This is a genomic window from Kribbella sp. NPDC050820, assembly GCF_040653975.1.
In the GTDB taxonomy this organism is placed as follows: domain Bacteria; phylum Actinomycetota; class Actinomycetes; order Propionibacteriales; family Kribbellaceae; genus Kribbella.
This window is the reverse complement of the sequence record NZ_JBFAHB010000004.1, coordinates 217134-242211: the sequence shown is the minus strand read 5'-3', so window position 1 is coordinate 242211 and position 25078 is coordinate 217134. Positions and strand designations below refer to the sequence as shown.

Here is a 25078-nt window from a genome sequence, read left to right as displayed (position 1 = left end):
GAGAAGGCGGGCTTCCGGCTGCCGGTCCAGTCGCACCCGTTGCAGGCGCTCGTCTCCGAGCTCTACGAGCCGGTCCATCCGACCGTGGTGATGTCCAACCACGTCCACGTCTACGTCTCCCAGGCCCACAAGGGCGAATTGGTCATGGGCGCCGGCGTCGACGCCTACAACGGCTACGGGCAACGCGGATCCTTCCACGTCATCGAGCACCAGATGGCCGCTGCGCTGGAGCTCTTCCCGATCTTCGGCCGCGCCCACCTGCTGCGGACCTGGGGCGGCATCGTGGACGTCGCCCCGGACGCCTCGCCGATCATCGGGGCCACCCCGGTGGACAACCTCTACGTCAACGCGGGCTGGGGCACCGGCGGTTTCAAGGCCACGCCGGCCGCCGGCTGGGCGATGGCGCACACGATGGCCACCGGCGAGCCGCACGAACTGAACCGGCCGTTCGGCCTGGAGCGATTCGTCACCGGCGCACTCGTCGACGAGCACGGCGCCGCGGCCGTCGCCCACTGAGCCCGAGAGCCCGAGAAGGAGCACCTCCGATGCTGCTGCTGAAGTGCCCGTGGTGCGGACCACGGGACGAGACCGAGTATCACTACGGCGGCCAGGCCCACGTGCCGTACCCCGAGGACCCGTCTGCGCTGACTGACGAGGAATGGGCGGAGTACCTGTTCTATCGCGACAACCCCAAAGGCCCGTTCGCCGAACGCTGGTCACACAGCGCCGGCTGCCGCCGATGGTTCAACGTCGTCCGCGACACCGCGACCCACGAAGTCCACGCGGTCTACACCGGCGCGGTTCCACCCGCCCAGCCAGGAGGCGCACGATGACGCAGTCCCGAAGGCTCCCCGTCGGCGGCCGGATCGACCGCAGCCGGGAGCTCGCGTTCATCGTCGACGACGTCGAGTACGTCGGCCATCCCGGCGACACGATCGCGTCCGCGCTGCTGGCGCACGGACAGATCGGGGTCGGCCCATCCATCTACCGGAAGCGGCCCCGCGGGATCGTCGCGGCCGGCGTCGAGGAGCCGAACGCGCTGCTGCAGATCGGTGGTGACTGCTCCGAGCCCATGGTGCCCGCGACTGTCCGCGAACTGGTGGACGGCCTCAGCGCGCAGACGCTCTCCGGACTTGGGCATCTCGATCCCGCACCGGACCAGGCGCAGTACGACAAGAAGTTCGTGCACACCGACGTCCTGGTGATCGGGGCCGGACCGGCCGGCCTCGCGGCAGCCGACGCGGCCGCGGCCGGCGGCGCCCGGGTGCTCGTTGTCGACGAACAGTCGGAGCTGGGTGGATCGCTGTTGTCCAGCGGCCAGGAGCTCGTGGACGACCGGCCTGCGCTGGAGTGGGTGGCCGAGGTCACTGCCCGGCTCGAGGAATCCGCAGAAGTCACCCTGTTGCCTCGGACAACGGCCTTCGGCAGCTACGACGACAACTACGTCCTGGCCGTCGAACGACGGACCGACCACCTCGACGAGCCCCCGGCTCACGTATCCCGGCAACGGCTCTGGCACATCCGGGCCGGCCAGATCATCCTGGCCACCGGTGCCCACGAGCGGCCGCTCGTCTTCGCCGGCAACGACCGCCCCGGCGTCATGCTCGCGGATGCGGTCCGCACGTACCTGAACCGGTACGCCGTCACCGCCGGTCGCAAGGTGGTCGTCGCGACGACCAACGACAGCGCCTACGCACTCGTCGCCGACCTGCTCGCGGCCGGCGTCGAGGTGCCCGCAGTGCTGGATGCACGGCCGACGCCGTCAGACCGCGCCGCCGCCTGCGCTTCGCTTGGCGTCCGCGTGGACCTGGGCACAGTCCTGGTGGCAACACACGGAGACCCGCGGGTGTCCGCGGTCGAGATCAGCTCGATCGACGCCGAGGGACAGCTCGTCGGCGAACGGTCGACCGTCGCCTGCGACACGGTCGCCGTCTCGGGCGGGTGGAGTCCGGTCGTGCACCTGCACAGTCAGCGCCAGGGGCGGCTGACCTGGAACGCCCGGATCGCAGCGTTCGTCCCCTTCGGTGCCGTACGCAACCAGTTCGTGGTCGGCTCCGCAGCCGGCGAGTTCAGCCTGAACGCGAACCTCGGCGCTGGAGGCGTCGCGGGCGTTGCGGCGGCACGACGTCGAGGCTACCTGTCGGAGGTGACGACACCCCGGGGCGCAGGCGGCTGGAACGGAGCAGTACGACCAGTCTGGCTGGTGCCGGGCATCGACGGCGAGCCAGGTGAGTGGAACCAGCACTTCGTCGACCAGCAACGCGACCAGACCGTCGCCGACGTCTGGCGAGCCACCGGCGCGGGCATGCGCAGTGTGGAACATGTGAAGCGCTACACGTCCATCGGAACCGGCCAGGACCAAGGCAAGACGTCCGGCGTCGTCGCCATCGGGGTGATCGCCGCAGCACTGGCCGAGTCCGACCTCGGCGAGATCGGCACCACCACCTACCGGGCGCCGTACTCCCCCATCCCGTTCGCAGCCCTCGCCGGACGTGAGCGTGGCGACCTGTTCGACCCCGAGCGGACCACGCCGGTGCACTCCTGGCATGTCGAGCACGGCGCGGAGTTCGAGATCGTCGGCCAATGGCTGCGGCCCTGGTACTACCCGCAGCCGGGCGAGGACATGGACGCCGCGGTACGGCGTGAGTGCCGGGCCGCCCGCAACGGCGTGGCGATGATGGACGCCTCCACTCTCGGCAAGATCGAGGTCCGCGGCCGCGACGCCGGAGAGTTCCTGAACCGGATCTACACCAACGCCTTCAAGAAGCTGCCGGTCGGGTCGGCCCGGTACGGCGTGATGTGCAGGCCGGACGGGATGATGTTCGACGACGGCGTGACGCTGCGGCTCGCCGAGGACCGCTACTTCCTGACCACCACCACGGGAGGTGCCGCGGGGGTCCTGGACTGGCTCGAGGAGTGGCTGCAGACCGAGTGGCCCGAACTCGACGTGGTCTGCACGTCGGTGACCGAGCAGTGGACCACCGTTGCAGTCGTCGGGCCGCAGTCCCGCGAGGTCGTCGCCCAGGTGGCTCCGGAGCTCGACGTCTCCAACGAGGCCTTCCCGTTCATGACCCTTCGGGAGACCACGCTCGCATCCGGGATCCCGGCCCGGATCTGCCGGATCTCGTTCTCCGGCGAGCTCGCCTTCGAGATCAACGTCGCCGGCTGGTGCGGGCGCGCGGTCTGGGAGGAGGTCCACGCAGCTGGCGCCGGCCTTGGCATCACGCCGTACGGGACCGAGACGATGCACGTACTGCGGGCCGAGAAGGGCTACCCGATCGTCGGGCAGGACACCGACGGCACGGTGACGCCCCAGGACGCCGGGATGGAGTGGGTCGTCTCGAAGGTCAAGGACTTCGTCGGCCGGCGCTCGTACAGCCGCCCGGACACCTCGCGCACCGACCGCAAGCACCTCGTCGGTGTGCTGCCGACAGATCGCAGTACCCGGCTGCCCGAGGGGACACAACTCGTCGCGCCCGGTGCACCCGCAACTGCAGTCGACGGGCCCGTGCCGATGCTCGGGCACGTGACGTCGAGTTACCACAGCGAGGCACTCAACAGGCCGTTCGGGCTGGCTCTCGTCGAGGGCGGCCGCGATCGGTTCGGCGAGGTGCTACTGGCACCGGTCGGCGACCGGTTGGTCGAGGTCGAGGTGACCTCGCCCGTGTTGTACGACCCCGAAGGGACAAAGCGAGATGGCTGACCTGACGAACCTGCGGCGGAGCCCGTTGGAGCACCTTGCCGATCAGCTGGCCGCAGCCTCGGCCGGAGCAACGGTGAGCGTGTCGGAGACGCCCTTCCTCGGGATGATCAGCCTGCGGGTGGATCCGTCCGCACCGGCCGCCGAGCGCGTCGCCGCCGTCCTCGGAGCGCCGCTGCCGACCAACTGCGGGGAAACCAGCGGGCAGACACTCTGGCTCGGCCCGGACGAGTGGCTCGTCGTCACCAGGAACGACCCGGTCGCGCTGGCCGACCAGCTCGAGGCTGCCATCGGCGAAGACCCTGGCCTGGCGTTGGACGTCTCGGCGAACCGGACGGTCATCGAAATCACGGGACCACAGGCACGCGCTGCCCTCGAGAAGGGCTGCCCACTAGATCTGCACCCCCGCTCGTTCGGACCGGGCCACGCTGTCGCCACCACTCTGGCCAGAGTGCCGGTGCTGCTGTGGCAGATCGGCGACAACCAGTACCGGCTCCTGCCGCGCTCGAGCTTCGCCGACTACGTCGCCCGCTGGCTGCTGGACGCGATCCGGGAGTACGCAGGCTGATGGCGCTGTCCGCGTTCGACCTCTACTCCGTCGGCATCGGCCCCTCCTCGTCGCACACCGTGGGACCGATGCGCGCGGCAAAGACGTTCGCCGGCCGGCTCGCCGAAGCCGGCGTGCTGCCGAACGTTGCCCGGGTGCGTGCCGAACTGTTCGGCTCGCTCGGCGCCACCGGCCACGGGCACGGCTCACCCAAGGCGGTCGTCTTGGGGCTTGAAGGCGCGGACCCGGCAACCGTGGACACCGACCTTGCCGACCTGCGGCTGGACCGGCTGCGGGCCGAAGGCCGGTTGCGGCTGAACGACGCTCACGCCGTACCGTTCGACCTTGACGAGGATCTGGTCATGCACCGCCGGCGCAGCCTCCCGGCACACCCGAACGGCATGGTCTTCACCGCGTACGACGCACTCGGAACGCAGGTGCTCGAGAAGACGTACTACTCGGTCGGCGGCGGGTTCGTAGTGGACGGGTCGGCCACAGGCTCCGACCGGATCGTCCCCGACGAGACCCCGATCAAGTTTCCCTTCAGCACCGGCGCGGAACTGCTGGACATCTGCTCCCGCGAGCGCATGTCCATCAGCGACGTCATGCTCGCCAACGAGCAGGCCTGGCGCTCCGAGCAGGAAATTCGCGACGGCATGCTGCATCTGTGGTCTGTCATGGCGGAGTGCGTGGAGCGCGGATTTCATCGTGAGGGCGTCCTGCCCGGCGGCCTGAAGGTCCCGCGCCGGGCACCTGCACTGTTCCAGGAACTCTCCGAGTCGTCGGGCCGGGACCCGCTGCACGTCATGGACTGGGTCAACCTGTTCGCGCTCGCGGTGAACGAGGAGAACGCCGCCGGCGGCCGGATCGTCACTGCTCCGACCAACGGCGCCGCCGGCATCATCCCCGCCGTACTGCACTACTACGTGTGGTTCGTGCCGGGCGCGGACGAGGACGGCATCGTGCGCTTCCTGCTCACCGCCGCGGCGGTGGGCGTGCTGTTCAAGACCAACGCCTCGATCTCGGGCGCCGAAGTCGGCTGCCAGGGCGAAGTGGGCTCGGCGTGTTCGATGGCCGCGGCCGGCCTGTGTGAGGTGCTGGGCGGCACACCGGAACAGGCGGAGAACGCAGCCGAGGTGGGGATCGAGCACAATCTCGGCCTCACCTGCGACCCGGTCGGCGGTCTGGTGCAGATCCCGTGCATCGAGCGGAACGCGATCGCCTCGGTCAAGGCGGTCAACGCCGCACGGCTCGCCATCAAGGGCGACGGCAGCCACAAGGTCAGCCTGGACAAGGCGATCAAGACCATGCGCGACACGGGCCGGGACATGAAGACGAAGTACAAGGAGACCGCCCGCGGCGGCCTCGCAGTCAACGTGATCGAGTGCTGAATCGGCAGGAACGCCATGAGCGATGCAACCCTGGAACACGTCCTCACCCTCGACTGCCCGGAGTCACCGGGCATCGTCCACGCCGTCAGCGGCTTCCTGCTGGACCACGGCTGCGACATCGTCGACAACCAGCAGTTCGGAGACCGGCTGGAGAACCACTTCTTCATGCGCGTACACGTCGTCTGCGCCGACGGCGTGGACGTCACCGAGCAACTGCGGGACGACTTCACGCCGGTCGCCGAGCGGTTCTCCATGTCGTGGCGGCTGGAACGGGCCGACCGCCTGAGCCGAGTGCTGGTGATGGTCTCGAAGTTCGACCACTGCCTGAACGACCTGCTCTACCGCGCCCGCACCGGTGACCTTCCCATCGACATCGTCGCGGTGGTCTCCAACCACCGCGATCACGAGGGCCTCGTCGCCTGGCACGGCATCCCGTTCCACCACGTGCCCGTCACCCCGGCGAACAAGCCCGAGGCCGAGCAAACGCTCATCGACCTGGTGGCGGCGTACGACGCGGAGCTGGTGGTCCTGGCGCGCTACATGCAGGTGCTCTCGGACGAGCTGTGTGCCCAGCTCGGTGGCCGGGTGATCAACATCCACCACTCGTTCCTGCCGAGTTTCAAGGGCGCGAAGCCCTACCACCAGGCCCATGCCCGTGGCGTGAAGGTGGTCGGTGCCACCGCACACTATGTCACCGCCGACCTCGACGAAGGCCCGATCATCGCCCAGGAAGTGATTGAGGTCGACCACCGGCACCACGCCGAGGATCTGGTCGCCGTCGGCCGGGATGCCGAGGCGGGAGCGCTGCAGAAGGCCATCCGGTGGCACTGCGAAGGCCGTGTGCTCCTCCACGGCAACCGCACCGTCATCCTCCGCTGACCAGAACGGATCGATCATGCAGGGCAAGCCGACCTCCGCATGCTCCTGCTCCGCGAGCCAGGTGGCCACCCAGCGATGTGCGGCGTACTCGTGATGCATGCGTGCGGTGAGCTCGGGCTCGAGGTTCCGTTCGTCCACGAGAGCGCAGCCGGTACGACGTTCGTCGGACTATTGCACGAGAAGCTACGCATGCACGGCCGCGACGCCGTCGTACCGTCCATCCGCGGGCGGGCGTGGATCACCGGCATCACCCAGGTCCTGCTGGATCCGAGCGACCCGTTCCCACGAGGCTTCACGATGGGCGACATCTGGGGCGAGACCAGCCTGTGAGCACCGTCGTCGCCACTCAACACCTAGCCTGACCGCAGCGTACGCGATGGCGCTTGTCACCAACCCCATCTGATCCTCAGCTCGATCGGCAACGAAGCGAGCGCCTTCTCGGGCACCGCTCCTCCGCCGCAGCGGCGTCGTACTCCTCACGCAATTCGTTTCGGAGCAGGCGTCACGACGTCCTGCCGCCGCACAATCATGACCGGATATGGCCAGACGCGGGGGTGGTGGGCGGGCGAGTCTTAAGGGGCTCAAGTCAACCCAGGAGGGATCGAAAGTGCTGGCAAAGGTGTTCCCCATCAAACTGAAGGACGGCAATCAGGCGGCGGCCGAGGAGATCGTGCAGGCATTCGCGCCGCAGGCTCCGGCGGTCGAGGACGGGACGTTGTCGTTCCGGGTGTACCGCGATCCGGCCAACCCCGACTACCTGCTGTTCGTCGAGCACTTCTTGGACCAGGCGGCGTACGACGCGCACACCGGATCGGCGGCGTACCGGGACCTGATCGCCGGAAAGTTCGCCGACCTGATCGTCGAGTTCGTCGAGATCGACCACGAACTGGTGGTCAGCCTGTGACGTCGGACGCGGCCCGGCGGCTCCGGGCCCTGCACAAGCAGCCGCCGTTGGTGCTGCCGAACGCTTGGGACGCCGGATCGGCCCGGGCGATCGAGGCCGCGGGAGCCCGCGCGATCGCGACGACGAGCGCCGGCGTCTCGTGGGCCGCAGGTGTGACAGACGCGGGCGGACTGACCCGCACGACGGCCATGGCGGCGCTCCGGTCGATCGTCGCGGCGGTGTCGATTCCGGTGACGGCGGACATCGAGTCCGGGTACGGCGACGTCGAGGCGACAGTTGCCGACGTCATCGAAGCGGGTGCCGTAGGCATCAACCTCGAGGACAGCGCAGACGGTGCGCTGGTCGATCCGGCCCGGCACGCCTCGAGAATCGCAGGCGCTCGCACCATTGCCGTCGCAGCCGGCATCGATTTGGTAATCAACGCTCGTACGGACACGTACCTGTTCGGCGACGGCATCGCCACGATCGAACGGGCGAAACTGTACGCCGAGGCCGGCGCGGACGTGCTGTTCGTTCCCGGCGTAGTCGATGCACCGACAATTCGGAAGCTGGTCGAGGAATCACCACTGCCGCTCAACGTGATGGTCGGACCAGGTGCACCGACGGTCGCCGAACTCGCCGAGCTCGGGGTGGCCAGGATCAGCGTCGGGCCCGCGATCACAGCCGGCGCCTATGGTTTGGCCGCGGCTGCCGCGCAAGAGCTCCTGTCGACCGGCACGTATCGAACGCTGAGCACGGCGGCCGACCTCGGCAGACACAACACGCTGCTGCGCTGATCACGCGAGCAGGTAGGCGGCCGCCAGTGAACGCCACGGGCGCAAGTGCTCGGACTCCCCCTCGAGCGGCCACACATCGCGAGCGCCGAGTCGCATCGCCACCTGATGCGCCGCCTTCCTGCTCACTCCCGGCACCACCGCCAGCGAACGGATCAGCTCCTCGGCGTCCTCCCCGCCGTCCAGCCAGACGTTGCCTGCAGCAACCTCCTGGGCCAGCGGTGCGACCAGCTCAGGATTCGCGCTGACAAGCGTCTCCGCGGACGGGAACGCATGGGTGAGCCCATGGCCGAGCCCCGGCACCGGCAACCCGTGCACCTCGACCAGCTTGCGGAGTACGTCGTCCGCGGCCAGGTCCGGAAGGTGATCGCGAACTACCGCCTGGACGGCGACCTCGAACGGGCCCCACGCACCCGGCACGCGAACGCCCGGGCGAGCCGCCACCAACGGACCGACGACCGGATCCTCGGCGAGGAACGCCCGGGCGAGGACGGGTTCGGAATGCAGGCCGACCAGGCGGGCAGCGCGTTCGGCGACATGGATGACGCCTTCCCAATACGGCAGATGAGCCTTGAGCAACAGATGGTCGGCATCGCCCGGGCCGATCTCGAGCACACCGGGATCACCGTCGAGCGAGATGGTCCGGCGGTAGACACCGTCCTCGACCGACTCGACACCCGGGATCGCGTGCGCGCCGAGGAAGGCGACCATCGCGTCCCAGTCGTACGGCGGGTTGTACGGCAAACGCAGTACCAGACCTCCATCCGCGGCCAGGCGGTCGCCGTGACGGCGGCGTTCGCGGAGCTCGCGCGGTGATGCGCGGAAGATCTCGCGCATGGCCCGGTTGAACTGGCGCAGGCTGCCGAACCCCGACGCGAACGCGACGTCCGCGATGCTGAGCTCGGAATCGTCCAGTAACCGGCGAGCGAAGTGGGCGCGTCGCGATCGCGCGAACTGGTCGGGCGTGACACCGAGGTATTCGTGGAAGATCCGCCGCAGGTGCCGCGCCGAGAGCCCGACCCGGGCACCGAGCGCGGCCTCACCCGACTCGTCCAGCACGCCGCTGATGATCAACTGCACGGCCCGGCAGACCAGCTCGGGCGCCTCGTCCGCAACCGTCCCCGCGATCCGGTACGGCCGGCACCGCAGACAGGCGCGATAACCCGCGGCCTCCGCCGCGGCCGCGAGCTCGAACGTCCGCACATTCTCCGCCAACGGTCTGGCCCCACACCCCGGCCGACAGTAGATCCCGGTCGTTCGCACCGCCGAATACGCCACCCGACCACGCTAACCGCGCCCGCCGACACTTCGGCTTGGCAGCGATCGTGGGAGGCCGAACCAGGGCAGCACGGTGTTCTCGAAGCGGGTCATGGCGGAGATTCGGTCGCCGCTGAGGGTGAGGACGTAAAGACCGACCCCGTGGCGGACGCCGGTGGGTGTTCGCAGGTAGGCCCCGAACGCCGGCTGACCGTTGGCTCGCGTCCGCACCAGGTCGAACCTGCGGCCCGAGCCGAAGATGCCGGCGCAGAACCGGGCCGCGGCGTCTCGGCCGACGTACTCGAAAGGCATCGGTGGCATCGACACGAAGACGTCGTTGGTCAGCAGGGCCACCAGCGCGTCGAGATCGGCGGACTCCCACGCGCGGACGAAGTTCGCCACGATCGCGTCCTCGGACGCTGAGCCCGAGGCGGGAGGCGGTTCGGCGGTCCGCGGCCGGTGGCGCTGCAGGCCGGCGCGCGCTCGCTTCAGGGCGCTGTTGACCGATTCGACGGTCGTGTCCAGCATGTCGGCCACCTCGTTCGCGCGGTAGGCGAGGACGTCGCGCAGGATGAGGACGGCGAGCTGACGAGGTGGCAACACCTGGAGGGCAGTCACGAAGGCCAACGAGATGGCTTCGGACTGTTCGTAGCGTGCCTCCGGGCCCGGCGGCGTCTCGGTCGCACCCTCGATTCGCGCGTCCGGAAACGGCTCGAGCCAGACGACTTCGCCGAGCCGGGTCGGCTCGGGCGGTCCAACCTTGGGCACGTCCCACTCCTTGGCCGGGCGCCGGCTCGCCGAGCGACGCACGTTGAGGCACCGATTGGTGGCGATTCGGTACAGCCAGGTGCGCAGTGCGGCGCGGCCCTCGAACCCGTCAAGACCTTGCCAGGCGGCCAGCAACGTGTCCTGGAGTGCGTCCTCGGCGTCCTGGAACGATCCGAGCATCCGGTAGCAATGCACGAGCAACTCCTGGCGATACGGCTCGGTCAGCTCCCGAAAGGCGTCACCGTCCCCGGCCCGTGCCCGGCTCATCAGGTCGGCTGTCACCAACCTCACCTACTTCCCGCAGCTTGTCGCTCTCCCATGCTGTACAGACACCGGCCGAAGAGCGAACTGGGCGGCTGGACGGCGCCCAGTTTCCCGGCATCGCGGTGCCTACATCATCGACGGACCACCCAGGCACAGAACGGGACCAGAGATGATGCTGAAAGACAAAGTTGCGGTGATCTACGGAGCGGGGGGCGGTATCGGCGGCGCCGTCGCCGTCGCCTTTGCCCGCGAAGGGGCCAAACTGTTTCTCACCGGGCGCCGGCCGGCGCCGGTCGAGGTGGTCGCCAAGGACATCGTGTCGGCCGGCGGATCCGCCGAGGCGGCCGAGGTCGACGCTCTCGACGAGCAGGCTGTGGACGAGCATCTGCAGTCCGTGATCGATCGGGCGGGCCGCGTCGACATCTCGTTCAACGCGGTCGGGATCCCGAATGCGGAGATCGTGGGTGTGCCGCTGACCGAGCTGGATGTCGAGCGGTTCTCGCTGCCGATCGCGACGTACACGAGATCGTATTTCCTGACCGCACGCCTGGTCGCCCGGCGCATGGTTCCGAACAGGGCGGGGGTGATCATGAGCGTCTCCGCGCTCCACTCGCGAACGGGCATCCCCTTGGTGGGAGGCTACGGCCCGGCGCAGGCCGCCAAGGAGGCACTCACCCGCGGTCTGTCCGCCGAGCTGGCACCACACGGCATTCGCGTGGTCGGTCTGCGGCCAGCGGGCATGCCGGAGACCCGCACGATCAGGGAGGCCTATGAGCCTCGCGCCAAGGCATCCGGCCTGACCTGGGACCAGTGGCAAGAGATGCTCGCCAGCAAGACGCATCCGCGACGGCTCATGACTCTCGACGAGCTGGCTGACGTCGCGGCCTTCATGGCCTCCGACAAGGCCGGCGGCATGACGGGAACCACGGTCAACCTGACCATGGGCGGCCTCGATGACTGACAGCCAAGCAACCAAAGCACACACGAGCAAGGGGATGTCCTCCTACTGTCCTGCGCGGCGCAGTTCATGGTCGTGCTCGACATCGCGATCGTGAACGTCGCCCTGCCCTCGATCCAGCAGGACCTCGGCATCAGGCAGAGCACCGTGCAGTGGATCGTCATCGCGTACGGCCTCATGCTCGGCGGATTCCTGCTGCTCGGCGGCAGATTGGCCGACCTCCTTGGACGCCGCCGCATGCTGGTGACGGGGCTGATCCTGTTCTCGGCCGCCTCACTGATCGCGGGCGTGGCGGGCTCCGCCGAGCTCCTGATCGGCGCCCGGGCTCTGCTCATTCGTCGGCCGACCGCCACCCAGAGCCGGATCTGACCGGTCGCATGGACGTCACCACATCCTGGCATCGGATCATCAACTGGCTTACCGCGCACGATCAGGCCACGGCCACCCTGATCAACCCACCCGCTACGGCCGTCGATCTCCGCTACCTCGAAGCGGCGATCAACCGCCCGCTTCCAGCTGACTTGGTCGCACTGCTCGAGCTCGCCAACGGCACAGAGCACCGCGCCATCCAAGGTTCACTCATCCCGACCCTCTACAACCTGGTCCCAGTGAAGGACATGCTGTCTACGCGGCAGATGCTGCAGAAGATCCAGCATCGGATCAGCGGGCCCGGCCCTTGGCCAGGTGCCTGCGATCCGGCCGGGCGGCCGACGACGGAATGGCTCGACAGCTTTCTACCGATCGCAGCCGCAGGCGACGCCGGCCACCTCTACGTCGACCTACGCGACGGCGACCAGTTCGGGTTTGTTTGGGAGTGGTACCCCGAGGGCGGCGGGGCATCGGCGCCTTGGTGGGGCAGCGTCAGCGAGATGCTCGACGACGTCGCGGCCGCGCTCGTCGACGGCCGACCGGCCCTCCGAACCTACTCAAACGGAGCCGTCTGGCCGGAGCAGCGGCTCTCGCCGCAGCTTCCAGACGTAGACGACGGCTACCTGCGGTGGTTCGCGGTGTAGGGCTCGATCTACGACCCCGAGTACGTCGAGGCCGAGCAGTACCTCGCGAACGCCTCCAGGTCGACCTCGGCGATGACGAGCACTTCGGCGACGACTGGATCATCGAGCCGGAAGCCTGGATGCTCATGCGATGCGGGGCGGTCCTGCAGTCACAACCGAAGCCCGCCGTACTCAAGGCACTCGTCCACGGGTTGCGCGGTTCATACCACCGGAAGACCGTGCACGACATCCTGACCGACATCGCACGCCAAGCCGTCACGCTGTGGCGGGACGGCGACCGAAGCTTGACCGTCCGAGACCTCGTCCGGGACACAGCCCACGCCTACAAGTACGGCACGAAGCCCGATGATGTGGACCTCGTTGTGGAGATGTGCGACGAGCCCACCTTCACAGCCGAGGGAGACGACGAGGACTTTCGCATCTACTGGTTCGCCTCACTTACCAAGATCAAGTGGTCACAGGTGGGTTGTGCGAAACGACACCGGCTTGCACGCGCAGCTCACATTGGCGGGCACTCCGACGCTCGGTCAGCGATGCTTGGCCGCCCGATTCCGCACATGTTCAGTGATGCTGGCTGAGGGCGAAACGGGCGCGAAGCAGGTCGGCGGCGCGTGAGCTGTGGCCGACGAGCAGGTCGAATTCTCCGGGCTCGACGATCCGTCGCCCTTCCGCGTCGACCAGGGAGCATTCCGCGGCGGGGATCGCCAGCTGGACCCGCACGCTCTCACCGGGAGGGACCGCGACCTGTCGCCAGGCCTTGAGTTCCTGCTTTGCCCACGTGACGCTCGTGACCAGGTCGCTGATGTAGGCCTGCACGGTCTCCAGCACCGGTCGGTCGCCGGTGTTGGAGACGGTGACCTCGGCGCGAACCACGTCGTCCAATGCCACGACTTCATCGAGGAGGGCCAGGTCGGCGTACTCGATTGTGCTGTAGGACAGGCCCTCCCCGAAGACGAAAAGTGGTTCCTGGGTCAGGTCGGCATAACGGTCACCATGCTGGCCGCGCACCTGGTTGTAGTAGACAGGCTGCTGCCCGACATGGCGTGGCACTGACAGGGGCAGGCGTCCCGACGGCTCGATCAGACCAAGTACGAGCTCGGCCACCGCCTGACCGCCGCGCATGCCGGGGTTGAACGCCTCGATCAGCGCTGCCGCCGCCAGCGCGGACTCGGGGAGTACTGCGGGCTTGCCGTGGAGCAGCACCACGACAACGGGTGTGCCAGTAGCGGCGAGTGCCTCGAGGAGGGCGACCTGTCCGCCCTGCAGTTCCAAGGTCGCGGTCGAGCAACCTTCCCCCGTCAACGCAACGGTGTCTCCGACAACGGCGACAACGTAATCAGCTGCGCGCGCGACGCTGACCGCCTCCGCGATCAGAGCCTCGTCCACTGGAGCCGGCGCAAACAGGGGCGGACGTGGCTGTCCGTCGGGGTACATCGGTCCTTGCGGGTCCGGTACGAGGCGCTCGATGTCGGCGCCTCGGGCGTAGGTGACCGTCCACTCGTCGGGAACGGCTGCACGGAACCCGTCGAGCACCGTGGTGACGGTCTCGCGCGGGTGCCCGTCCGGCATCCAGTCCACCTGACCGGATGCGCCGGCCCAGTCGCCGAGCATGGCCTGCGGGTCGTCGCCGTTGGGACCGATCACGGCAATCGTGCGCGGGCCCCCAGCGGTGACCGGTCGACCCTGACCGTCGGCGGTCGATCCGCCGTCGAGGGGCAAGGTGCCGTCGTTGCGCAACAGCACCAGCGACCTCCGGGCGAGTTCGAGGTTGAGGGCGGTGTGCTCGGCGCACCCGATCGCGTCGGCCTGGCGTGCCCGGTCCGGCGCGCGGGGGTCCTCGAACAGGCCCAGTTCCAGTTTCAGCCGCAGGATCCGCCGGACGGCCTCGTCGATCGTCTCCTCTGCCAGTCGCCCCTGCGCGACTGCTTCCTGGGCGCCCTCGAAGAAGTCCGGCGTGGTCATCACCAGGTCGTTTCCGGCCTGCACCGCGACCACTGCTGCCTCGACGGCATCTGCGCAGACCTTCTGCTCCCACACCATCCGGCCCACGTTGTCCCAGTCGGTCACGAGCGTGCCGGTGAACTCCCATTCGCCCTTGAGGACGTCGTTCAAGAGCCACTTGTTCGCCGTGATCGGGACCCCGTCCATCGCCTGGTAGCCGAGCATGAACGTGCGGCAGCCCTCGCGAGCAGCTCTCTCGAACGGCGGCAGGAACCAGGAGCGCAGCTTGCGCCGGCTCAGGTCCGCCTCGCTCGCGTCGCGTCCGCCCTGCGTCTCCGAGTAGCCCGCGAAGTGCTTGGCGCACGCCAGGATTGCCGTCGGGTCGTCCAGTCCCGCTCCCTGATACCCGCGGACCATCGCAGCACCCAGCTCCCCGATGAGCAGGGGGTCCTCCCCGAAGGTCTCGTTCACCCGGCCCCATCGCAGGTCGCGGGTGATGCACAGCACCGGTGAGAAGGTCCAATGGATACCCGTCGCGGCGACTTCCACCGCGGTCGCCCGGGCCATCCGCTCGACGAGCTCGGTATCCCAGGTGCAGGCCATTCCCAGCTGGGTGGGGAAGATCGTGGCACCCGGCCAGAACGAATGGCCGTGGATGCAGTCGTCAGCGGTGAGCAGCGGGATACCCAGCCTGGTGGAGGCCGCCAGCTCGACGGCGGCGAGCATGCGCTCGGGCGAGGCATGCAAGATCGACCCGGCCAGCTTCGTGGCCACGACGTCTTCCAGGTCGTCCCGGGCGTCCAGTTGCAGCATCTGTCCGACCTTTTCCGGCAGCGTCATGCGGGCGAGGAGATCCTCGAGGCGCTCCTCGAGCGGTCTCGAAGCGTCCCGGTAGGTCGGCGAGGTCATGGTCAGTGGGCTTCCTGTGCGTTCTGAACCGGGGTTCTGTCGAGACTATGCATCCGACGCGAGCTTGCGGTCACGCTCTCCTCGACGCGCCAGTAAGGTCACTGATGGGCAGCAGGTCAGGCCGGCGCGTCGCCACGATCAGCGGTGTGCCCTGGCGCAGTGGATGTGTCGCGCCCGCTACCTCAACTCTCGTCGGGAGCCCTCCGGTCAGCGTGATCGTGGTGTGCTCCGGGCCGATCGCGACGTCGAACTCGCGTCCCTGCCACAGCATCCGGCGCAGTGTGAGGCCGTCCAAGGGAGGTGGCAGGGTCGGGTCGAGCCTGAGTCGGTCTTCACGCCAGCGCATCCCGCTGAAGCCGTAGAGGAACACCTGCAGGAAACCGCCCTGTCCGGTGGTGAAGGTGAATACTCCTCCGTGCCGCTCCTCGGCGAACTGGTTGAACGGTCCGCGTATGAACGGGTCCACGCTGCGCCGCATGAAGTCGTAGGATGCGGACCCGGGCGTATCCAGTGCGGCGTGGGCGATCGCGTGGATGGAGTCGGTCATGGACGGACCGTCCGGGTCGGTGCGCGGCACGTAGTAGTCGAGATCGTTCCGCGCGACGTCGGCCGGCATCGGGTGCTCCCAGGGATACTGCAGCATTACCACGTCGGCCTGCTTGACGATTTCGCCGTCGTAGCCGTCGTACTGCGGATGGATGCCCAGATCCTCGTCGAGCGGGACCCGCAGGCCGTCAGCGACCCGATCCCACTCCGGGTCTGCGGCCACGCCCACGATCTTCGCCGCCTGGGTGGCGATCCGCAGGGTCCCCGCGGCCGCGACGTTGGTGTAGACGCTGTTGTCGACCGGGAAGTGGTATTCGTCCGGACCCATCACCTGGTTGATCTCGTAGCCGCCGGCATCGTCGGGTACGGCGGAGCTCACCCAGAACTCGGCGGCACCCTCCAGCACCGCCCACGCCTTCTCGGCGAGCCAGCCGCGATCGCCGGTGGCGAGGTAGTACTGCCAGTGGGCGAGTGCGACGTCGGCGATGATGTGGTGCTCGAGGTCACCGGTTTCGAAGCCGGGTGGGGTCTGTTCGTCACCTCGCAGCGCGCTCTCCCAGGGAAACCTGGCACCCGCGAATCCTGTTCGGGTCGCATACTCCCGGGCCGCGGCCAGACGCTGCTGTCGATAGGTGTTCATACCCACCGCGATATTCGGGTGCTGGGCCAGCAGCGCTGGATACATCCAGGTCTCGGCGTCCCAGAAGACGTGCCCGTTGTAGCCGTCGCCGGACAGGCCGCACGGGGACAGGCTCCAGTCCACCCCGGCGCGGGTGCTCTCCAGCAGGTAGAACATGCTTGCGCGGACCTGTAGCTGCAGCACGGGATCCCCCAGCACCTCGATATCGGCCCGCCACAGGTCGGCCCACGCCGCCTCATGCTCGGCCAGCAGGTCGCCGTACCCGGTGTCCGCCGCGGCCGCCGCGGCGGCGCGAGCAGCCGACAACGGGTCTTCGGAGTCTTGGGAGCTGGCCACGCCGACGTACTTGGTGACCGTGTACGTGCTGCCGGCTTTCACATCGAACGTTGCCTGCACACCGACCGACTGAACCTGGTCTGTCTCGAACTCGGCGACGTCTGCCGCCACCCCGGTGGGCAGGTTCAGCCGCAACGCGAGCGCGGCGCTGATCCCCGTGCCGAGCGTGGTCACCGCCTCATGCGCCTCGGCCGCCGCGCCGTCGTACCCCTTGCTCGACCGTTCGGTCAGCCCTGCGCTAGTGCCGTCGAAGATCCCGGACACGCGCGCGCTTCCACTCCAGTGGGGGGTGAAGGTGAGCTGTACTACGGCCACCCGATGCCGCGCCTGGTGGACCAGTACCTGGTAACTGAGATCTGTACGGTGGCCCGCCGGCGAGGTCCACGTAGCTTGGGTAGTCAGCAACCCGGCCCGCAGGTCCAGCGTCTGCCGGTAGTTGCTCACCGCCCCGTGCTCCCACTCATCCTGTTCATCTGCCTGCGCCGTCTGTGGCAGCCGGCCAAAGGTGCCCGACTCGTCGGAGAACGCCAGCGTGGACCAGGTCGGGATGTTCGCGAACTTCTCGACCGGGCCGTCTTCGGCGAAGAACCCGGCCAGGTGCGCCTGGGTTTCGACCGGCGTCGTCGCGTATCCCATCCCCGCTGCGGGGATCCGGCCGCCGAAATAGCCGTTGCCGAGGAAGGTCGGCGCATTGTCGTCGTCTGTTTCGGTGGTACTCAGCGTCCACTCGGCGTCGGGCTGGGACCCCGTAGGTCCCAGGGCGTGGGTGGGGTTGTACTGGTCGGAGGGATCTCCGTGGGAGGTCAAGCGATCGCCCTTCCATGGCTGGGTCTTGTTGGGGAGATATGGGCCGGCAGTGGCTCAGGACTTGGAGCCGGACAGGGCGATGCCCTCGACGATCTGGCGTTGGGCGATCGCGAACATGATCAGCATCGGTGCGGCCAGCAACGTGGTGGCGGCCATCAGCGCGGGCCAGTCGGAGGTGTACTGGCCCTTGAACTGGTTGACCAGCAACGGCAACGTGAACTTGTCCGAGCTGTTGAGGAAGATCAGCGGGTAGAAGAAGCTGTTCCACTGACCGAGGAAGGTGAAGATCCCCAAGGCTGTGAGAGGGGTGCGCAGCAGCGGCAGGACGATCGTCACGAAGGTGCGGATCCGGCCGGCGCCGTCGAGCTGGGCGGCTTCCTCCAACTCCGACGGGATGCCTTTGATGTACTGGCGTAACAGGAAGACACCGAAGGCGTTGAACAGGGCGGACGGCACGATGAGCGCGGTGTGAGTGTCCACCCAGCCGAGCCAGCCCATGATGATATACAGCGGAATGATCGTGAGCTGGCCAGGGATCATCATGGTCGCGAGGAAGACCATGAACAGCCCACGGCGGGCCCAGAACTCGATCCGGGCGAACGCGTAGGCGGCCATCGCCGAGCTGAGCAGGGACAGGACGGTGACCGTCACCGCGATGTAGGTGCTGTTCCAGAACCCGCGGACGAAGTCGGCGCCACCGAGCGCGGTGCGGTAGCCCTGCAGGTCCCAGTCCTGCGGAAGCAGCTTGGGCGGCTGGATGAAGATCTCGCCCAGGGGTTTGAACGAGGAGAACAGCATCCAGGCGAACGGCAGCGCCATGGCGACGCCGCCGACGAGCAGGACCGCGTGCAGCAGCAGTGTGCGCGGCGCGCGCCCGGCGCGGGCCTTGGCGGTCGTGACCGCCTGGCCGGTGGTGTCGGAGAAGGCGCTCATTCTGTGTAGTGGACCCATCTCTTCTGGGCTGCGAGCTGGCAGCCGGTGACCCCCAGCAGGGCCAGGAACAGGAGGAAGGCGAGAGCCGACGCCTGCCCGAAGTCGAACGTCCCGAAGGCGAGCTGGACGATCTCGTAGACGACGGTGCGGCCGGCGTCCGGGGCCGCGGTACCGAAGAAGACGTAGATGTAGTCGAACACCTGGAACGAGCCGATGATCGAGGTGATCGACAGGAACAGGATGGTCGGAGACAGCAGCGGGATGGTGACGTGCCGCAACTTTCGCCACTCCGAGCATCCGTCCAGCTCGGCGGCCTCCAGGAACGTGCGGTCGATGCTCTGCAACCCGGCCATGAACATCACCAGCTGGTAGCCCAGGCCTTGCCAGATCCCGACCAGCGCGAAGGCGGGGATGACGAACCGGGCGTCCTGCAGCCAGTTCGGCGCGGGCAGCCCGATCGCGCTCAGCGCGTGGTTGACCGGGCTGATGTCGGGGTTGAACAGCCACAGCCAGATCGCCGCGACCGCGACCGAGGAGGTGATCACCGGGGCGAAGAACGCCAGCCGGTACACCGAGGTCAGCTTTCCGGCACGCTGCATCAGCACCGCGAAGAAGAAGCCCGTGAGCATCAGTCCCGGCACCTGCAGCACCGTGAACCAGACAGTGTTCACCGCCGAGCGCCGGATACGTGGGTCGGACAGCACATCCACGAAGTTGGACAGGCCGGCGAAGGAGCGGGTGCCGAACCCGTCCCAGTGGTAGAACGCCAGCACCAGAGCGAACACCAGCGGGCCCACCATGAACAACGCCAGACCCAACAGCTGGGGAGCCAGGAACAGGTAGCCCGCGACCGTCTCCTTGCGGCGACGGCGCCGGCGCACGCGGCTCCGGTCGTGGTCCGGGATCCCCGCCTGCGCAGCGTTCTGGGACCCGGCGGTCAGCACGGCCATCAGTTGGTGCCGTTGATCAGCTGGACCACTTTGCCGCTGAACGACTGCGGCGTCTCGTTGCCCGCCTTGAACATCTTGTCCACCAGGAGCGGCAGCTCGGTGAGGACCGTCGGCTTGCCCGCGATCGCCCTGGGAACGGCGTAGCCCTTGGCGGCCACGTCGTTGAACAGCTTTCCGTGCGCCGGGTCATCGCCTTCGGTGACGATCTTCTCCAGGCCCTTCACCGAAGGCACCGCGTTGCCGCCGTCGGCCAGCCGGAACTCCTGCCCCCCGGCGTTCACGAAGTTGCCGAGGAACTTCAGCGCCTGGTCCTGGTTCTCGGTGTTCGCGTTGACCGAGAGCGCTGCCGTGTTGACCGGTACCGGCATGATGTCCTTACCGGACAAGGACGGGAACGGGGCGATGTCGTAGCCGAACTTCAGCTTCCTCACGTTCGGCAGGATCACGCGGCCGGTGGCGATGCTGCCCAGTTGGTTGGCGTAGAACAGCACGTCACCGCTCTGCCCCTGGGGTAGGGAGCCGGTGTAGGTGATGTTTCCGGACTTGAGTTGCTCGAACAACCAAGCCAAAGCCTCCAGCGACTTGGGGTCGGCGTCCAACACCGCCTTACCGGACTCGTCGAAGAGCGTGCCGCCGAAGGTGGTGATCCATCCGAACCAGTCGTACCAGCCGCTACCGATCAGCAAACCCTTCTTCTTGGTGGCGCGGATCTTGTCCAACATGTCGGTCAGTGCGTCCTGGGTCCAGGTGCCCGCAGCGAACTGCGCAGCCGGGTCGGCGGTGACACCTGCGGCGGCCAGAAGGTCCTTGTTGAACCAGATCACGGCCGGATTGCAGTCCACGGGCAGCCCGAACAGCCCGGGGCTGCCATCGGCGGGCCTGCACCACTGGTACAGCCCGTCGTAGAAGTCATCGAGCTTGACCGCGGCGTCTCCGCTGTCCAGGTACTTGGTGAGGTCGAGTACCTGCTTGGTCTCGATCAGCTTGGCCATGTAGATGTCACCGACGTAGAAGGCAGCCGGAGCAGCTTTGGCCGACAACTGCGACAGCAACTTGGCGAGGTAGTCGCCCACCACCTGCTGGTACGTGACCTTGAACCCCAACTGGCCGGTCATCTTCTCGGAGAACTGACGGAACCGCTCCGACGCGGGTGGACCGTCCCAACCTGCCCAGGTCAATCCAGGTCCGCCCGAGGAGCCGCCCGAGGAGCCGTTGCCGCAGGCGGCAAGCGCGGGCGCGGCCGCCAAACCAAGACCGGCGAACATGCCCGCCTTGAGGAGGGTACGGCGGTCCACAACCGAGGTGGCGGCCACCCCCTTGATCACATTGCTGCGACTGAACATAGTCGTCCCTTCCGGTGGCGGTACGTCGCCGTAGAGCAGCTCTTGATCGTTTCGCCGCGTCACGGCGCCTGTTCGAGCTGGTGGCCGCAGATTCGCGGACCAATTTGTGTTACCGATAAAACGGGACCGTAGAGCTGCCGGTCACTACAGTCAAGAGGTCGTCTGCGGTCAGATCGACGGCGGTCGGCGACGAGCCGCCCACACTCGATCAGCCCTGGCAGGGACCTGGCGTCTTCGCTGCCTGGTTGCCGAAACCCTCACTATTCAAGGGATTTTCGCGCCCCCGAGGCTACCGACGACCTACCGGAGGGAGGGTCGACGGACGTCCGCAGCGATCCAGCAGCCCGATCGGCCCGACGACATGGGCGGACGGCTCGAACCTGCTTGACGTCGCGGCTCCCGCCCGCGAGTATGTGTAGATGGATTTTACCGATCAAGCATCGGTGCCACCGCGCAGGCGCGGGGCGGCCGCTGGGGGGACGTCTGGGTCGTCAAGGCCGACCATGGCCATGGTGGCGGCGCGGGTGGGAGTCTCCAAGCAGACCGTTCACTACGCCCTGAACTCCCCGGAGCGTCTCAGCCCGGCAACCTTGCGCCGGGTCCTCAAAGCGGTTGACGAGTTGGGTTATCGACCGAACCAAGCTGCCCGTTCGCTCCGAACACATTCTCCGCGCGCCGTGGGCTTTCGGCTGTTCCCGACCGAACTTCAGTCGGGCGGGATCAGTGCAAGCTATCTCTACCAACTCTCGGTAGCGGCACACCAAGCCGACCACGCGGTCTTCTGCCATGCCGCCGCCACCGACGAGGAGGAGATCCGGGTCATCCAGGAAATCTTCAGCACGAAGACCGTCGACTGCTTCGTGATCACTGTCACCCGGAACAACGACCCTCGGATCACCTTCCTGCTCGAACGCGGCATTCCCTTCGTCGCCTTCGGGCGCCCGTGGGATCACCCGATGTCGGACATGTGGTGGGTCGACGTCGACGGCGCCGCCGGTGTCGAGCAGGCAGTGCACCATCTCGCCGAACGCGGTCACCAGCGCATCGCCTACTTGGGCTGGGAAAGGCCCAGCGGCCTCGGGGACGACCGGGAGTCAGGCTGGCGCCGCGCCATGAGCTCACTCGGCCTCGCGACCCGTGGCCTCGCAGTCCGCGGGACGGACGAGATCAGCACCGGCCGGGAGCTGGCTGGTCGACTCCTCGACAAGAAGACGCCACCGACCGGATTCGTGTGCGTCAGCGACACGCTTGCGATCGGTGCGCTCCGTGCATGCCGGGAGCGGGGACTGACCGCCGGCCACGACGTTGGCGTCGTAGGATTCGACGACAGCGTCGGCGCACACGTCGCCGACCCGGGGTTGACCAGCCTCGCCCAGCCACTGGATCTGGCCGCACGACACACGATGCGCCTACTCCTGGAGTTGCTCAAGAATCCAGATGCCAAGGCCGAACAGGTCTTGCTCCGGCCCACCCTCGTGGTCCGAGAAAGCACCGTGCCCCTATGAGCCTCAGTCACGCGGAGCGGCTACAGCCCGCTGCGGTCTCGACGCCCACGGAGCGGCTGCAGGCAGGCCGGCCGGCACGCGCGTGCTGTGACGCCTGGTCCTTCTAGTGCCGGGGAGCGCCTACACCCTCTGAGTCAGACGATGGATGGCTCGAACGGCATCGAGTTCGCCGCTGCGTGCAACTGCTCGATGACCCACATCAGCCCTGCGCTCCTACATCGCCGACACCGGACGGTGAAGGCATCCAGCGCGCGTTACTAAAAGGCCTGCATCTCGACACTCGGCAGCAGGAAGTCACGCTCTCCCTCGACAAGGGTCAGTAAGCGTTAGTTGACTGAACTCTTCCGACCGCAGCTTTGCCAAGGACGAGAGCGGGCCTGCGCCGATGTTCCGGTCGCACGTGCTGCCGTGCGGGGAGGTCAAGGTCGGACGTGGGCAGCAGGCTGACGCTCGGTGCAAGCCGACCCCCGTGCGGTTCGGGCGCGGGCGATTCCTTTGGGTGGTGGCCGGGATCTACATAGCGGGAGGCGCGGCGCGCATGCGCCGGTCTCTCTCAGGTACGCCGAGAAAGAAGGGCTGATCGCCGATGAGCACTCCCGCGACGATGCGCGCGCTGCAGCAGACTTCCCTCAACGGCCCGCAGGACATGCGCCTGATCACCGACGCGCCGGTACCGAGCCCAGGTCCGAGCGACGTCCTGATCCGTGTCACCGCCGCCGGTGTCAACTTTGTCGACATCTCGCAGGCCCGTGGCATGTTCGCAGGCGGCCCGCAGCCGCCGTATCTGGCAGGCATCGAGGGCGCCGGGGAAGTCACCGCAGTCGGTGCAGGGGTGACCGGCCTGGAGCCCGGCGCGCACGTCATCGGAGTCGGCATGAGTGGCGGCGCCTTCGCCGAGTACATGGTGCTTCCGGCGGCCGGCGCGGTGCCGGTGCCGGCGGGCTGGACCGACGAGCAGTCGCTGGGTCTGGTCGTGAACTGGCCGACCGCGCTGGCGGCGCTCAAGCCACTGGGCCGCATCGCCGCAGGGCAGACCGTGCTGATCCACGCCGCGGCCGGCGGGACCGGCCAGGCCGCGGTGAAGATGGCCAAGCACTACGGCGCGACGGTGATCGCCACGGCATCGCCGGCCAAGCACGAAGTGGTGCAGGCGCTCGGCGCTGACCACGTCATCGACTCGCGCGGCGCAGACATCGCGGCGGAGGTCTTGGGACTGACCGGCGGTGCGGGCGTCGACCTGGTGCTGGAGTCGGTCGGCGGCGCCACTCTCGAAGCCAGCCTGGCCGCGACCAAGCGGGTTACCGGCCGGGTCGTCGTCTACGGCCTGGCCGGCGGCGAAGCGGCGATCAGCAACTGGGAACTGGTCTACAAGCACCAAGTCCAGCTCATCGGCCTCAACGTCGGCACCCTGATCCAGGCCGCACCGCAGATTTTCGGCGAGGTGATGGGTGAGCTGTTCGGACTCGTCGCGGACGGTGTCTTGCGCCCCAGCCGGCCCACGACCTACGAGCTGGCCGAAGGATCGAAGGTACTCGCGGAACTGGAAGCGCGGGCCACCGTAGGCAAGCTGGCATTGCTGCCCGCTGGCGAGACAGTATCCGGCGCTTCTGATCGTGGACCACGCGCAGAGGCGTTGCAACACTAGGCTCGCGGCGTGACATCGCATCTGCGGGCGGCACCCGATCGAGACCGGTTCACCGACGAGACTGAGCGGTTCCGCCGGGAGTTGTTGGCGCACTGCTATCGCATGGTCGGCTCAGCGCATGATGCCGAGGACCTGGTGCAGGAGACCTATCTGCGGGCGTGGCGGTCCTACTCTGGATTCGAGGGCCGAGCGTCGATTCGGTCCTGGCTCTACAAGATCGCCACCAACGTCTGCCTGAGGGCGATGGAGCCGCGCCCGATCCGGGTGCTTCCCTCGGGGCTGGCAGGCCCGTATGACGGACCCGACCGCGCGCCGAGTCCCACTGAGCCGGGCGAGGTCTCGTGGCTGGAACCGCTGCCGGACCGGTGGATCGCCCCACCCGCCGACGACCCGGCCGCGGTGGTGGTCGCGCGCGAGTCTGTGCGGCTGGCGCTCGTCGCCAGCCTGCAACACCTGCCTGCTCGCCAACGGGCGATCCTCATCCTGCGCGAAGTGCTGGCATTCTCCGCAGCCGAGACCGCGGAGATCCTCGACACCACCACTGCGGCGGTCAAGAGCGGTCTCCAGCGCGCACGGGCCCGGATGGACACCTTGGCGCCGGAGCCCGCGGAACTGCTCGAACCGACCGATCAACGGGCACGTGCGCTGCTCGACGGCTACATCGCGGCCTTCGAGCGCTCCGATGCCGGCCTGTTGGAACAAGTGCTGCGCGCGGACGCCACGCTGGAGGCGACGCCGTTCCGCGACTGGCAGTCGGGCAGGCCGATGTGCATCCACATACTCGACACCTACGTGCTGGGCGCACCGGGCGACTGGCGAATGATCGCGACCACCGCCAACGGCCAGCCCGCCGCCGTCGTATACCACCGGAACGCCAACGGCGAGTTCCGCGCCGACGGCGCCGTGGTGCTGTCCCCCACCCCCACCGGCATCTCCAGCGTGATCAAGTTCCACGATCCCGCGCTGGTCGCGAGGTTCGGCTTCCCGGAGGTGTTCGCGCACTGACCCGCCCAATGCTACGCGAGGGTACCGCCGCCGATGGCCTCGACGTTCTCGAGATGAACTGAGC

At 67.9% G+C, this 25078-nt stretch carries 23 protein-coding genes and 1 pseudogene; 17 read left to right on the top strand and 7 right to left on the bottom strand.

The annotated features are described in order from the left end of the window. The 9 genes from AB0H36_RS06555 to AB0H36_RS06515 all read left to right on the top strand — a co-directional run. The coding region (locus tag AB0H36_RS06555) for an FAD-dependent oxidoreductase (protein ID WP_360517570.1) at positions 1–516 on the top strand (516 nt) is incomplete at its 5' end. 29 nt (positions 517–545) lie between these two features. Beyond that, positions 546–833, top strand: coding sequence for a sarcosine oxidase subunit delta (locus AB0H36_RS06550; protein ID WP_360517567.1), 288 nt, complete (start codon positions 546–548; stop codon positions 831–833). Beyond that, positions 830–3703, top strand: coding sequence for a sarcosine oxidase subunit alpha family protein (locus tag AB0H36_RS06545; protein ID WP_360517564.1), 2874 nt, complete (start codon positions 830–832; stop codon positions 3701–3703). The genes AB0H36_RS06550 and AB0H36_RS06545 overlap by 4 nt, the downstream gene beginning before the upstream one ends. Further along, on the top strand, positions 3696–4268 hold the full coding sequence (locus tag AB0H36_RS06540; protein WP_360517561.1) for a sarcosine oxidase subunit gamma family protein: 573 nt from the start codon (positions 3696–3698) through the stop codon (positions 4266–4268). Before AB0H36_RS06545 ends, AB0H36_RS06540 begins: the two co-directional genes overlap by 8 nt. Next, positions 4268–5638 (top strand): L-serine ammonia-lyase, encoded by a 1371-nt coding sequence (locus tag AB0H36_RS06535; RefSeq protein WP_360517558.1) that lies wholly within the window; start codon positions 4268–4270, stop codon positions 5636–5638. Before AB0H36_RS06540 ends, AB0H36_RS06535 begins: the two co-directional genes overlap by 1 nt. Positions 5639–5653: 15 nt before the next feature. Then, positions 5654–6517, top strand: a complete 864-nt coding sequence (purU, locus tag AB0H36_RS06530; RefSeq protein WP_360517555.1) for a formyltetrahydrofolate deformylase — start codon at positions 5654–5656, stop codon at positions 6515–6517. Between the two features lie 39 nt (positions 6518–6556). Continuing rightward, entirely contained in the window at positions 6557–6847 is a 291-nt protein-coding gene (locus AB0H36_RS06525) for a proline racemase family protein (protein ID WP_360517552.1), read from the top strand. Between the two features lie 277 nt (positions 6848–7124). Then, the gene (locus tag AB0H36_RS06520) at positions 7125–7421 is read left to right on the top strand and encodes an antibiotic biosynthesis monooxygenase (protein WP_360517549.1); all 297 of its coding nucleotides are present in this window, start codon (positions 7125–7127) and stop codon (positions 7419–7421) included. Beyond that, the gene (locus AB0H36_RS06515; RefSeq protein ID WP_360517546.1) at positions 7418–8197 is read left to right on the top strand and encodes an isocitrate lyase/phosphoenolpyruvate mutase family protein; all 780 of its coding nucleotides are present in this window, start codon (positions 7418–7420) and stop codon (positions 8195–8197) included. The genes AB0H36_RS06520 and AB0H36_RS06515 overlap by 4 nt, the downstream gene beginning before the upstream one ends. Here AB0H36_RS06515 and AB0H36_RS06510 read toward each other — a convergent pair whose 3' ends face one another. Together AB0H36_RS06510 and AB0H36_RS06505 are read right to left on the bottom strand one after the other, a co-directional pair. Then, complete coding sequence (locus tag AB0H36_RS06510) at positions 8198–9457, bottom strand: AlkA N-terminal domain-containing protein (RefSeq protein ID WP_360517585.1); 1260 nt, start codon at positions 9455–9457, stop codon at positions 8198–8200. It abuts the gene before it with no gap. Positions 9458–9481: 24 nt separating this feature from the next. Next, the gene (locus AB0H36_RS06505) at positions 9482–10501 is read right to left on the bottom strand and encodes a sigma-70 family RNA polymerase sigma factor (RefSeq protein WP_360517543.1); all 1020 of its coding nucleotides are present in this window, start codon (positions 10499–10501) and stop codon (positions 9482–9484) included. Between the two features lie 151 nt (positions 10502–10652). Here AB0H36_RS06505 and AB0H36_RS06500 point away from each other — a divergent pair, with 151 nt between their 5' ends. The 4 genes from AB0H36_RS06500 (at position 10653) to AB0H36_RS06485 (ending at position 13032) form a co-directional block, all read left to right on the top strand. Continuing rightward, a complete protein-coding gene (locus AB0H36_RS06500) occupies positions 10653–11444 on the top strand; it encodes an SDR family oxidoreductase (RefSeq protein WP_360517540.1) in 792 nt (263 codons plus the stop codon). Positions 11445–11510: 66 nt separating this feature from the next. Beyond that, positions 11511–11810: an MFS transporter gene (locus tag AB0H36_RS06495; RefSeq protein WP_360517537.1), complete on the top strand. Its 300-nt coding sequence runs from the start codon at positions 11511–11513 to the stop codon at positions 11808–11810. A gap of 8 nt (positions 11811–11818) precedes the next feature. After that, positions 11819–12454 (top strand): SMI1/KNR4 family protein, encoded by a 636-nt coding sequence (locus AB0H36_RS06490; protein ID WP_360517534.1) that lies wholly within the window; start codon positions 11819–11821, stop codon positions 12452–12454. Positions 12455–12672: 218 nt separating this feature from the next. After that, a complete protein-coding gene (locus AB0H36_RS06485) occupies positions 12673–13032 on the top strand; it encodes a hypothetical protein (protein ID WP_360517531.1) in 360 nt (119 codons plus the stop codon). On the opposite strand, the gene AB0H36_RS06480 is transcribed toward AB0H36_RS06485, so the two are convergent. The 5 genes from AB0H36_RS06480 to AB0H36_RS06460 form a co-directional block, all read right to left on the bottom strand. Continuing rightward, entirely contained in the window at positions 13016–15304 is a 2289-nt protein-coding gene (locus AB0H36_RS06480; protein WP_360517523.1) for a glycoside hydrolase family 3 N-terminal domain-containing protein, read from the bottom strand. The two genes, AB0H36_RS06485 and AB0H36_RS06480, sit on opposite strands and share 17 nt — an antisense overlap. A 70-nt stretch (positions 15305–15374) precedes the next feature. Further along, a complete protein-coding gene (locus tag AB0H36_RS06475) occupies positions 15375–17633 on the bottom strand; it encodes a glycosyl hydrolase family 65 protein (protein WP_360517520.1) in 2259 nt (752 codons plus the stop codon). A 54-nt stretch (positions 17634–17687) separates the two neighbouring features. Further along, entirely contained in the window at positions 17688–18566 is an 879-nt protein-coding gene (locus AB0H36_RS06470) for a carbohydrate ABC transporter permease (RefSeq protein ID WP_360517517.1), read from the bottom strand. Continuing rightward, complete coding sequence (locus tag AB0H36_RS06465) at positions 18563–19516, bottom strand: sugar ABC transporter permease (protein ID WP_360517514.1); 954 nt, start codon at positions 19514–19516, stop codon at positions 18563–18565. The genes AB0H36_RS06470 and AB0H36_RS06465 overlap by 4 nt, the downstream gene beginning before the upstream one ends. Continuing rightward, a complete protein-coding gene (locus tag AB0H36_RS06460; RefSeq protein ID WP_360517511.1) occupies positions 19516–20859 on the bottom strand; it encodes an extracellular solute-binding protein in 1344 nt (447 codons plus the stop codon). The genes AB0H36_RS06465 and AB0H36_RS06460 overlap by 1 nt, the downstream gene beginning before the upstream one ends. Before the next feature lie 419 nt (positions 20860–21278). Here AB0H36_RS06460 and AB0H36_RS06455 point away from each other — a divergent pair. From AB0H36_RS06455 to AB0H36_RS06440, 4 genes and pseudogenes are all read left to right on the top strand, one after another. Beyond that, positions 21279–21485, top strand: a pseudogene (locus tag AB0H36_RS06455) (LacI family DNA-binding transcriptional regulator); the annotation flags it as partial. Positions 21486–21536: 51 nt separating this feature from the next. After that, on the top strand, positions 21537–22364 hold the full coding sequence (locus AB0H36_RS06450) for a substrate-binding domain-containing protein (protein ID WP_360517582.1): 828 nt from the start codon (positions 21537–21539) through the stop codon (positions 22362–22364). A gap of 604 nt (positions 22365–22968) precedes the next feature. Beyond that, on the top strand, positions 22969–24009 hold the full coding sequence (locus AB0H36_RS06445) for an NADPH:quinone oxidoreductase family protein (protein WP_360517508.1): 1041 nt from the start codon (positions 22969–22971) through the stop codon (positions 24007–24009). A 9-nt stretch (positions 24010–24018) separates the two neighbouring features. Continuing rightward, positions 24019–25014: a sigma-70 family RNA polymerase sigma factor gene (locus AB0H36_RS06440; RefSeq protein WP_360517505.1), complete on the top strand. Its 996-nt coding sequence runs from the start codon at positions 24019–24021 to the stop codon at positions 25012–25014. Positions 25015–25078: the final 64 nt, after the last annotated feature.